This window comes from Streptomyces sp. RP5T (genome assembly GCF_003933965.1).
Classification (GTDB): domain Bacteria; phylum Actinomycetota; class Actinomycetes; order Streptomycetales; family Streptomycetaceae; genus Streptomyces.
On record NZ_RSAJ01000276.1, the window covers coordinates 1 to 10,776 of the forward strand.

The following is a 10,776-nucleotide window of genomic DNA, read 5'->3' on the forward strand; positions in this document are numbered from 1 at the left end:
CCCCACCACCGCAGCACACCCACCGCGCCCCGCACCTCCCTGTAGCCGTGCCCCACGAGGCCCGTACGACTGCGAGACGCCGGGCGTCGGAAGCCTGTGGATCAGCGCCTCGGGAGGGCTGTTCGGCGGGCGATGCGCGAGCGAGTTCCCGTGATCGTTGCGCAACCCAGCCACACCGTCCCGGCGACCAGCGGTTCCGGCGGGTTCCCGGGCGCCACTCGGGCGACTTTCCGACGGGGTGGTGGCGTGACTGCCGTGCTTCCCGGCCGACCGGTACGACCATGCTGACGTACCGCGGCACGAGCCATTGAGGAGGACCTGTGGAGCGAGAGGACGGCACACCGGTGGCCACCGGTGTCACCATCGAGCGTCTCAGCGGGCTCCGCAGGTGGAACCTGGCGCTCACGCTGCTGCATCTGATCCAGGCCGTGGCCATCGTCCTGCTCGCCGGAAGTTTCTCGATCACCGTGACCTCCTCCGTCCCCGAGGGGCCACCGGGAACGGCAGCGCCCGCCCCGGAAGCGTTGTTCGACGTGCCGATCGGCTGGGCCGTCGCCGTCTTCCTCGCCCTCGCGGCAGCAGACCACCTGCTGACGGCGACCGTGTGCCGTGACACCTACGAACGCGACCTCAAACGCGGCATCAACCGTTTCCGGTGGCTGGAGTACGCGCTGAGTGCGACCCTGATGGTGCTCCTCATCGGCTTCTACGCGGGCATTACCGGCCTCAATGCCGTCATCGCCGTCGTCGGCGCCAACGTCGGCATGATTCTCTTCGGCTGGGTCCAGGAGGTGATGAACCCTCCGGGGCGGGCGAGGACCAGGATGCTGCCGTTCTGGTTCGGGACGCTGGTCGGCGTCGCGCCGTGGGTCTCGATCGCGTACAACACAGTCGCGGCCGAGACCGTCCCCGGCTTCGTGTACGGAATCGTTTTCGTCCAGGCCGCTCTCTTCTTCAGCTTCGGTCTCAACCAGTGGCTCCAGTACCGCGGAGTCGGCCGGTGGTCCGACTACGCACATGGCGAAAAGGCCTACCTGGTCCTCAGCCTCGTGGCGAAGTCACTCCTGGCATGGCAGATCTTCGCCGGCTCGCTGGCCGACTGAACGTCTTCTGTCCGAAACACCCATCGGCAGGACCCGGACACCCGGTTCACGGGCGGCCTCGATGGCATCGGCCGTCACGGCGGCAGGTCGCTCATCTGCCGGTGCCGTAGCTGCCGCAGTGGCGCGCGGGGATGGTGAATCCCCTGCGCATGCGTAAGTGGTGAACTCCGGGCGCGTGCGAGGGTGGTGGACTCCGGAGCCCACGCCCCGCGCACACCTCTTCGTACACGCCCCGTGTGAACTCTTCACACACGCCGGTGTCACACACGCGCTCCCGGCGCACTTGGTTGCGCAGTCAACTGGGAGCAGCCCCGCACAGGATGACGGCTCCTGCGCGGTAAGGGCCGCCGGTCTTTCATCCCCGCCCTCGACCGGCGGCCCCGGCGTTCCGTCCGAAAACAGTTCACAGGAACGCAACACCTGTTCCCAATATGCGGACTTTTGCCGTCGTGACCTCGACAAACGAGACAGTGGGCTGCCACTCTCCCGCCATGCACCCTGCCCCACGCGCCCTGCGCCGCGCCGTCGCCGCGGCATCCATAGCCCTGCTCGCCACCGCCGTCGGCTGTGCTCCGCAGCCCGACGGCACTGCGAGCGCCAAGGCCTCGGGGTCGGCCGGGACCACCTGCGCCAAGGGCAAGTTGGCCACCAAGACCTCCGGCAAGCTCACGATCGCCACCGACGAGCCGGCGTACGAGCCCTGGTTCAAGGACGACAAGCCCGCGAACGGCAAGGGCTTCGAGTCGGCGGTCGCCTACGCCGTGGCGAAGCAGCTCGGCTATGACAGGAGTGCCGTCGTCTGGCAGAGCGTCCCCTTCAACAAGGCCTTCGCGCCCGGGGAGAAGACGTTCGACTTCGACATCAACCAGGTGTCGATCAGCGCCGAGCGCAAGAAGGCCGTGGACTTCTCATCCGACTACTACGACGTGCGCCAGGCCGTCATCGCCCTCAAGGGGACCAAGGCCGCCAAGGCGACGAGCATCGCGGACCTGAAGGGCCTCAAGCTGGGCGCCCAGGTCGGCACGACGAGCCTCGACTACATCGAGAACGTGGTGAAGCCGACCGAGCAGGCCGCCGCGTACGCGAAGAACGACCAGGCCAAGTCCGCGCTCCAGAACCGCCAGGTGGACGCCATCGTCGTCGACCTGCCCACCGCGTTCTACATCACGGCGGCCGAGGTGACGGACGGCACGATCGTCGGCCAGTTCGAGAACCAGGGCGGCACGCCCGAGCAGTTCGGGCTCGTGCTCGACAAGGGCAGCGCGCTCACCTCCTGCGTGACCGGCGCCGTGGACGCCCTGCGCAAGGACGGCACGCTCGCCGCGCTGGAGCAGCAGTGGCTGTCGGACGCCGTCGACGCCCCGGTCCTCAAGTGACGCTCACGAAGGACGAGGCCGGCCAGGAAGGCGTGGACGACTCGTACGCGCCGTCGCAGCGGCGGATCGAGCGGGAGCGCCTCAAGCGCGCCCGCTCCCGCCGCGCGACGGCGATCGCCGCCGTCTCGACCCTGGTCACCGCCGTCGTCCTCTACCTGGTCGTCGTCAACGCGCCCGGCTGGCCGCGCACCAAGGAGACGTTCTTCAGCGCGCAGTACGCGCGCGAGGCGTTCCCGAAGGTCCTCGAAGGGCTGTGGCTGAACGTCCGGCTGCTGTTCGTCTGCGGCGCGGCCGTCCTGGTCCTCGGCATGCTCATCGCCGTCGCCCGCACCCTGCGCGGCCCGGTGTTCTTCCCGCTGCGGGTCCTGGCCGCCGCCTACACGGACTTCTTCCGCGGCCTGCCGCTCATCATCAACCTCATGATCGTCGTCCTGGGCGTGCCGGCGCTGCGGCTCCAGGGCGTGACGGTCGATCCGGTGTGGCTGGGCGGCACGGCCCTCACCCTGACGTACTCGGCGTACGTGGCCGAGGTGTTCCGCGCCGGCATCGAGTCCGTGCACCCCTCGCAGCGTGCCGCGGCCCGCTCGCTCGGGCTCTCCAACCGGCAGGCGCTGCGGTACGTGGTGCTGCCGCAGGCGGTGCGCCGCCAGGTGCCGCCCCTGCTGAACGACCTGGTGTCCCTCCAGAAGGACACCGGTCTGGTGTCGATCGGGGGCGCGATCGACGCCGTACGGGCCGCCGACATCATCGTCGGCCGGAGCCTCAACTACACGCCGTACATCGTCGCGGGCCTGGTGTTCGTGGCGCTGACCATCCCGATGACCCGCTTCACGGACTGGGTGACGGCACGGATGGACCGCCGCAGGGCCCAGGGAGGAATCGCATGAGCGATGCAGGCGGACCGGTGCTGCGGATGGAGTCCGTCCGCAAGACCTTCGGCGGCTCGGTCGTGCTGCGGGACGTCGACCTGGAGGTCGCCCCGCACACGGTGACCGCGCTGATCGGTGCCTCCGGCTCGGGCAAGTCGACGCTGCTGCGCTGCGCCAACCTCCTGGAGGAGATCGACGACGGCGCCATCTGGCTGGACGGCGAGGAGATCACCGATCCGCGCGTCGACCAGGACGCGGTACGGCGCCGTATCGGCGTGGTGTTCCAGGCGTACAACCTCTTCCCGCACATGACGGTGCTGGAGAACATCACGCTGGCCCCGCGACGCGTGCACGGTGTGGCCCGTCCCGAGGCCGAGGAGCACGCCCGTGAGCTGCTGGAGCGGCTCGGGCTCGGCGGGAAGGCCGGCGAGTACCCCGACCGGCTCAGCGGCGGTCAGCAGCAGCGGGTGGCGATCGTGCGGGCGCTGGCCGTACGGCCCCGGCTGCTGCTCCTCGACGAGATCACCGCGGCGCTCGATCCGGAGCTGGTGGGCGAGGTCCTGAACGTCGTGCGCGACCTGAAGGCCGACGGGATGACCATGATGCTGGCCACGCACGAGATGGGCTTCGCGCGCGAGGTCGCCGACCAGGTGTGCTTCCTGGACGCGGGGGTGGTCCTGGAGCGCGGGACCGCCGAGCAGATCTTCGGCGACCCGCAGCAGGAGCGCACCCGGCGCTTCCTGAAGCGGATCGTGGAGGCGGGGCGGTTGTGAGGGGCCGCTACAGGGAGCGGCGGTAAGGGGCGCGCGCCATTGCGGGCGGTCCTTACCGCCCTACGCCTCGGCCCGGGCCGGCCCCGCCAGCGCCGCGACCCGCTCCACGCCGAACACGTACCCCTGCACACCGCAGCCCGCGATGACGCCGTCCGCGCGCAGCGAGACGTAGGAGTGGTGCCGGAAGGACTCGCGCTGGTGGATGTTGGAGACGTGCACCTCCAGCACCGGCAGCCCGTCACAGGTGTTGAGGGCGTCCAGGATCGCGACCGACGTGTGCGAGTAGGCGCCGGGGTTGATGACGATCCCGCAGTGGTTCAGCCGGGCCTCGTGGATCCAGTCGACCAGTTCGCCCTCGTGGTTGGACTGCCGGAAGTCCACCGTCCCGCCGTGCGCGGCCGCCGCCTTGGCGCACAGGGCCTCGACGTCGGCGAGGGTGTCCTTGCCGTAGATCTCCGGCTGACGCTGACCCAGCAGGTTCAGGTTGGGGCCGTTGAGGATCATGATCGGGGCGTTGGCGAGGGTGCGGGGCACGGTTCCTCCGGTCGGTGGAGAGGGGCTGCTCGGACCCGGTTTATCACGGTGCGCCGGGCGCGGCGCGGCCCGTACCCTCCGGGCATGACGACGATCTCGTACCCGCCCAAGCCCGTGCCCGGCGACCGCATAGCCGTCATCTCCCCCGGCGCCGGTCTGCCGGGACTCTTCCCGCGTCCTTACGAGTTGGGGCTGGAGCGGCTGCGCGGGGAGTACGGGCTGGAGCCGGTGGAGTATCCGTCGACCCGCAGGATGGGCACGACGCCCCGGGAGCGCGCCGACGACATCCATGCCGCGTTCGCCGACCCGAGCGTCAAGGCGGTCATGGCGTCTGTAGGCGGTGACGACCAGATCACCGTGCTGCCGTTCCTGGACCGGGAGTTGATCCGGGCGAACCCGAAGCCGTTCTTCGGGATGAGCGACAACACGAACCTGCTCGCGTACCTCTACACCACAGGGATCGTCGGCTACCACGGCGCCACCGTGATGACGTCACTCGGCCGGCCGGTGGCCCTGAGCGCGCTGACCGCCGACTCCCTGCGCACGGCCCTGTTCACCTCCGGCCCGTACGAACTCGCGCCCGCCGCCCGCTGGCGGGACGTCGACCGTGACTGGGCGGACCCCGCCACCTTCGACACCGAACCGGACACCCGCCCCGGCAACGGCTGGACCTGGGTGAACGCCGACCGGATCGTGGAGGGCCGGGCCTGGGGAGGCTGTCTGGAGATCCTCGGGTGGCTCCTGATGGCCGACCGGGAGATCGCGGCGGACCTGAGCGTGTACGACGGCGGGGTGCTGCTCCTGGAGACCTCGGAGGAGATGCCGAGCGACGTCGAGGTCTTCCGCACCCTGCGCAACATGGGTGAGCGCGGACTGCTGCAACGCTTCTCCGCGCTGCTGATGGGCCGTCCGAAGTCCTGGTCCTTCGAGCGCCCCCACAGCCCCGAGGAGGCGGATCGTTACGCCGCCGACCAGCGCGAGGCCGTACTGCGGGCCATGAGTCTGTATGCCCCGCACACCACCATCGTCTTCGATGTGGACTACGGCCACACCGATCCCCAACTCGTCATCCCTTACGGCGGTCTCGTCCGTGTCGACGGCCCGGCCCGGCGCATCATCGTCACGTACTGAGCACGCCCGAGCGCGCTCACGCGCCCCCGTAACCCGTGATCACCGTGGGTAGTTGACGCGGCATGCACGACGTACGCACCGTAAGGGCGCCTTCCATGCCGAGGCTCGCGGCCGCCTCGCTCGCCGGGACGGCCATCGAGTTCTACGACTTCTTCGTCTACGGCACGGCCGCGGCGCTGATCCTGGGACCGCTGTTCTTTCCGGCCTTCTCACCGGTCGCCGGGACCCTGGCCGCCTTCGGGACCTTCGGGGTGGGGTTCGTGGCGCGGCCGCTCGGATCGGCGCTGTTCGGGCACATCGGTGACCGGCACGGACGGCGGCCGGTCCTCGTGGTCTCGCTGCTGCTGACCGGGGCCGCCACGGTCGCGGTCGGATGCGTGCCGACGTACGACACGATCGGTGTGCCCGCGCCGCTGCTGCTCGTGGTGCTGCGCTTCCTGCAAGGGCTGGGCCTCGGCGGGGAGTGGGGCGGGGCCGTGCTGCTGACCGCGGAGCACGCGCCCGCCGCGCGGCGCGGACTGTGGACCAGCTTCCCGCAGGTGGGCCCCGCACTGGGCTTTCTGCTCGCCAACGGGGTGGTGCTGGCGCTGTCGGCCGCACTGTCCGAGGCGCAGTTCGCCGCGTGGGGCTGGCGGGTGCCGTTCTGGGCTGCGGGCGTGCTGGCCGCAGCGGGCCTGTGGCTGCGCTCCTCGCTCCCGGAGAGCCCGGGGTTCCTGGAGATCGACGACCACGCACGCGTGCCGCTCGCCGAGGTGCTGCGCGACCATGGGCGGCTCGTCCTGCTGACGGCCGGTGGGCTCGCCGTCGGGTACGCGATCTTCTACGCCGTGACGACGTGGTCCCTCGCCTACGGGACCGAGCGGCTCGGGGTGAGCCGTACCGTCATGCTGAGCTGCATCATGGCCGCGGTGCTGGTGAAGGGCGCGCTCACGCCGGTGGCCGCGCTGCTCGGGGACCGGTACGGGCGGCGGCCGCTGTGCCTGGCCGGATGTGCGGCGGCCGCGCTGTGGATGTTCCCCATGGTGGCGCTGCTCGCGACCGGGGAGCCGCTGCTGATGTTCCTCGGCTTCCTGGGCGCGATGATCGCGTTCATCAGCATGTTCGCGGTGATCGCCGCCTATCTGCCGGAGCTGTACGAGCCGCGGGTGCGCTGCACGGGGGCCGCGGTCGGCTACAACCTCGGCGGGGTGGTCGGGGGCGCGCTCACTCCGCTCGTGGCGACGGCGCTGGTGGAACACGGCGGGCGGGTGCCGTGGGGCGTGGGCGCGTATCTCACCGGGGTCGCGCTGCTCAGCCTGGGGTGTTTCGCGCTGCTGCCCGAGACACGGCCGGTGCCCGTGGCGGTGGCGGAGCCGGGTCTGGACCGGCCCGTCACGGGTTGATCGCCAACTCCAGGTAGGCCGCGAACACCACCAGGTGGACGCCGCCCTGGAGCGGAGTGGCGCGGCCGGGCACCACGGTCAGCGAACTCACCACCACCGTCAGGGCCAGCAGCACCATGTGGGTGGAGCCGAGGCCGAGGACGAGCGGACCGGAGAGCCACACGGAAGCCAGGGCCACCGCGGGGATGGTCAGGCCGATGCTGGCCATGGCGGAGCCGAGGGCGAGGTTGAGACTGGTCTGCACCCGGTCGCGGCGCGCCGAGCGCAGTGCGGCGATGGTCTCGGGCAGCAGCACCAGCAGGGCGATGATCACGCCGACGACGGCCTGCGGAAGCCCGGCCTTGGCCACCCCGGACTCGATGGTGGGCGAGACGCCCTTGGCCAGTCCGACCACGCCGATCAGGGCCAGCCCCAGCAGGCCCAGGCTGATCAGGGCGGCGCGGGCGGTGGGCGCGTCGGCGTGGTCGTCGCCGGTGATCACCTCGCCCTGGCGGGTGATCGGCAGGAAGTAGTCGCGATGCCGTACGGTCTGGGTCGCCACGAACAGGCCGTACAGGATCAGCGAGGACAGCGCGGCGAAGGTCAGCTGGGTGGTGGAGAACTCCGGTCCGGGCTTGCTCGTCGTGAACGTCGGCAGCACCAGGCTCAGCGTGGCCAGGGTGGCGACCGTGGCGAGGGCCGCGCCGGTGCCCTCGGGGTTGAACACCGCGGTGCCGTGGCGCAAGGAGGCCACGAGGAGACTGATGCCGACGATGCCGTTGCAGGTGATCATCACGGCCGCGAAGACCGTGTCCCTGGCCAGGGTCGCGCCCTTGTCGCCGCCGTCCGCCATCAGGGTGACGATCAGGGCCACCTCGATGATCGTGACGGCTACGGCGAGGACGAGCGAGCCGAACGGTTCACCAACCCGGTGGGCGACCACCTCCGCGTGGTGCACGGCCGCCAGCACGGCCCCGGCGAGCACCAGCGTCACCAGCACGACGACCGCCACGGGCAGATCGCGGCCCCAGGTGAACACCAGCAGGACGACCGCGAGTACCGGCACGACGGACGTCCAGCTCGCGGCGAGCGACCTGAGCGGAGCGATCATGCAGCGATCGTCGCAGAAGCGCGCGGGCGGCGCACCACCCCCGGACCGCTTGAACAAGCACCGGGAGCGGTACCCGGCGATCCGCCGCACACCGCTCCCGGTGGTGGTTCTTCCTGCGTCCGGCGCGGTCAGGCCTCGACGCTGTCCTTCGGAGCGCCTTCACTCCTGTCCTGCGCCGCCTCGGCCGCCGCCTGCTTCCTGGAAGCCATCAGGCTGGTGACAGTGGTGACGATCAGGACCGAGCAGATCACGCCGAGCGAGACCGGGATGCTGATCTCGGGGACGTGGACCCCGGACTCGTGCAGGGCGTGCAGCACCAGCTTGACGCCGATGAAGCCGAGGATGATCGACAGTCCGTAGCTGAGGTGGACCAGCTTCTTCAGCAGGCCGCCGATGAGGAAGTACAGCTGCCTCAGGCCCATCAGGGCGAAGGCGTTGGCCGTGAAGACGATGTACGGGTCCTGAGTCAGACCGAAGATCGCGGGGATCGAGTCGAGCGCGAAGAGCACGTCCGTGGAGCCGATGGCGAGCATCACGACGAGCATCGGGGTCATGACCCGCTTGCCGTTCTCCACGATCCACAGCTTGGTGCCGTGGTAGCGGTCGGCCACGCCGAACCTGCGCTCGGCGGCCTTGAGCAGCTTGTTCTCCTCGAACTCCTCTTCCTCCTCGTCCGCCCGGGCCTCCTGGATGAGCTTCCAGGCGGTCCAGATGAGGAAGGCACCGAAGATGTAGAACACCCAGGCGAAGCTGGCGATGATCGCGGCACCGGCGGCGATGAAGATCGCGCGCAGCACCAGCGCTATGAGAACACCGACGAGGAGCACCCGCTGCTGGTACTGCGAGGGCACCGCGAACTTCGCCATGATCAGGACGAAGACGAAGAGGTTGTCCACGCTCAGGGACTTCTCGGTGATGAAGCCCGCGAAGAACTCACCGGCGGGCTGACCGCCGGCGAAGAACATCAGGCCCAGGCCGAAGAGGCCGGCCAGGACGATCCAGACGACCGTCCAGATACCGGCTTCCTTGATCGACACGTCGTGCGGCTTGCGGCCGATGAAGAAGTCGACCGCGATGAGAGCCGCGAGGCCCACGATCGTCAGGACCCACAGGGTCACGGAAACATCCACAGTTCCTCCGGCAATACGTAACGGCAAGTAACCAGCGTCGTCGCGCTGCCGGAGGTCTCTTCCACCCACGGTGGGCCGGCGCCCCGGGATCAGGCCTGATCCGTATTGACGGGTACGCCGCAGTCGACAGGGAGTACTCCCCTCCGTGCCACCAACCGTACCGCAATCACCAAGGAAAGGTAAAGTGATTGGCAAAAGAAAGGTCAAACTCGCAGGTGAAGGTGGCTTTACGTGTACTTGGTCCGAGCCTGGGCGACCTGGTTCAGGACCTGTTCGAGCACCTGGCTGCCGGGCGGGACGAGTGCGGGCTCGTAGGTCCAGGCGTGCCCGACCCACGGGTCGGCGAGGTGGTCGTCGGGCACCGGGGTCAACCGCATCAGCGAGCGCCACAGGGGGTCGAGGAGGGGGCCGTAGGCGGAGGCCTCCTCACGGTCCGCGACCATCATCAGGTGGACGCCGACGACCGGTCCCTCGTCCGCGAGGTAACGGAGCTGGGTCACGGCCCGGTCGTCGAAGCCGTGCGGGAAGTCGTTGACGATCAGGAGCTGCTCGCCGGTGTCGAAGCCGGGCGGGAGGGAGTCGGCGGCCCCGCCGCGGACCGCCATCTGCACGAGGTCGACGCGCTCGGTGAGGCGGGCCAGGACGTCCGCCACTCCCCCGGCGCCGACGGCGGGCGGGCCCGCGAGCACGCCCGCCCACACCAGTGGGGCCAGCGCCTGCGCTCCCGAACCGGCCGGATCGATGACGTGCAGGGTGTAGTCCCCCGCGGGGTGGACCGCGAGGAGCCGGGCCGCGAGCGCCACGGCCGTGTCCATGGCCAGGCGGTGCAGTTCGTGGGAGTCGAGGAACGAGCCGTCGAGTGATCCGGCGGCCCCGCTGTCGATCCACAGGCCGCGTTCCAGCGGCAGCCGGATGAGCATCGGAATGCGCAGCTCCGGGCACTCGGGCAGATGCAGATCGCCCAGGCGCACGGCCATGGGCACCTCGAATGGCACCCGGTAGCCGTGCCAGACGGGGTTGTCCCAGCGGGCGTACGCCGGCGGCAGGGCGGGTTCGACCACCTCGGACTCGGCCGTGAGCTGGGCGAGATCCCGGTCGTAGACCGCGCGGGCCTGCTCGACGAGCTGGGCGTGCTTGGCGCGGGCCGCCTCGCGTGCGGCGTCACCCTGCCCGCCGATCCGGCTGCGCGGGTCGGCGAGGGCCGCGTCCAGCTCCTTCTCCATCCGGGAGTCGGCGAAGTCGACGGCACTGCGGTAGGCGGCCGTGGAGCGGGCCAGGTCCTCGAACATGCCCCACACCTGGTTGTAGAGCCGCTCCTCCATGGACCAGCCGGTGGCGTCCCCGGCGACCGGCTGCGCGGGCTGTCCGGGCTGTGCGGGGGGCGCGAC

The 10,776-nt window shown here is 70.1% G+C and carries 10 protein-coding genes; 6 read left to right on the forward strand and 4 right to left on the reverse strand.

Features of this window, described 5'->3' with window-relative positions; all coding sequences use genetic code 11:
• Positions 1 to 320 precede the first annotated feature (320 nt).
• The 4 genes from heR (at position 321) to EHS43_RS25760 (ending at position 4,121) form a co-directional block, all read left to right on the forward strand.
• Positions 321 to 1,103, forward strand: a complete 783-nt coding sequence (gene heR / locus EHS43_RS25745) for a heliorhodopsin HeR (RefSeq protein WP_260470710.1) — start codon at positions 321 to 323, stop codon at positions 1,101 to 1,103.
• A 491-nt stretch (positions 1,104 to 1,594) separates the two neighbouring features.
• Complete coding sequence (locus tag EHS43_RS25750) at positions 1,595 to 2,479, forward strand: ABC transporter substrate-binding protein (RefSeq protein WP_125193141.1); 885 nt, start codon at positions 1,595 to 1,597, stop codon at positions 2,477 to 2,479.
• Positions 2,476 to 3,366: an amino acid ABC transporter permease gene (locus tag EHS43_RS25755; protein WP_125193142.1), complete on the forward strand. Its 891-nt coding sequence runs from the start codon at positions 2,476 to 2,478 to the stop codon at positions 3,364 to 3,366. The genes EHS43_RS25750 and EHS43_RS25755 overlap by 4 nt, the downstream gene beginning before the upstream one ends.
• Positions 3,363 to 4,121 (forward strand): amino acid ABC transporter ATP-binding protein, encoded by a 759-nt coding sequence (locus EHS43_RS25760; protein WP_185806406.1) that lies wholly within the window; start codon positions 3,363 to 3,365, stop codon positions 4,119 to 4,121. Before EHS43_RS25755 ends, EHS43_RS25760 begins: the two co-directional genes overlap by 4 nt.
• Positions 4,122 to 4,181: 60 nt before the next feature.
• Here EHS43_RS25760 and aroQ read toward each other — a convergent pair whose 3' ends face one another.
• Entirely contained in the window at positions 4,182 to 4,655 is a 474-nt protein-coding gene (gene aroQ, locus EHS43_RS25765) for a type II 3-dehydroquinate dehydratase (RefSeq protein ID WP_125193143.1), read from the reverse strand.
• Between the two features lie 84 nt (positions 4,656 to 4,739).
• On the opposite strand from aroQ, the gene EHS43_RS25770 reads away from it, so the two are divergent.
• Both EHS43_RS25770 and EHS43_RS25775 read left to right on the forward strand, forming a co-directional pair.
• On the forward strand, positions 4,740 to 5,786 hold the full coding sequence (locus tag EHS43_RS25770; RefSeq protein WP_125193144.1) for a S66 peptidase family protein: 1,047 nt from the start codon (positions 4,740 to 4,742) through the stop codon (positions 5,784 to 5,786).
• 95 nt (positions 5,787 to 5,881) lie between these two features.
• Entirely contained in the window at positions 5,882 to 7,168 is a 1,287-nt protein-coding gene (locus EHS43_RS25775; protein ID WP_125193145.1) for an MFS transporter, read from the forward strand.
• Here EHS43_RS25775 and EHS43_RS25780 read toward each other — a convergent pair.
• From EHS43_RS25780 to EHS43_RS25790, 3 genes are all read right to left on the reverse strand, one after another.
• On the reverse strand, positions 7,158 to 8,258 hold the full coding sequence (locus EHS43_RS25780; protein WP_125193146.1) for a calcium:proton antiporter: 1,101 nt from the start codon (positions 8,256 to 8,258) through the stop codon (positions 7,158 to 7,160). The two genes, EHS43_RS25775 and EHS43_RS25780, sit on opposite strands and share 11 nt — an antisense overlap.
• A gap of 128 nt (positions 8,259 to 8,386) precedes the next feature.
• Complete coding sequence (locus EHS43_RS25785; RefSeq protein WP_125193147.1) at positions 8,387 to 9,388, reverse strand: TerC family protein; 1,002 nt, start codon at positions 9,386 to 9,388, stop codon at positions 8,387 to 8,389.
• 227 nt (positions 9,389 to 9,615) lie between these two features.
• Positions 9,616 to 10,776, reverse strand: a 1,161-nt coding sequence (locus tag EHS43_RS25790) for an export associated protein (protein WP_125193148.1), incomplete at its 5' end; no start/stop codon positions are given.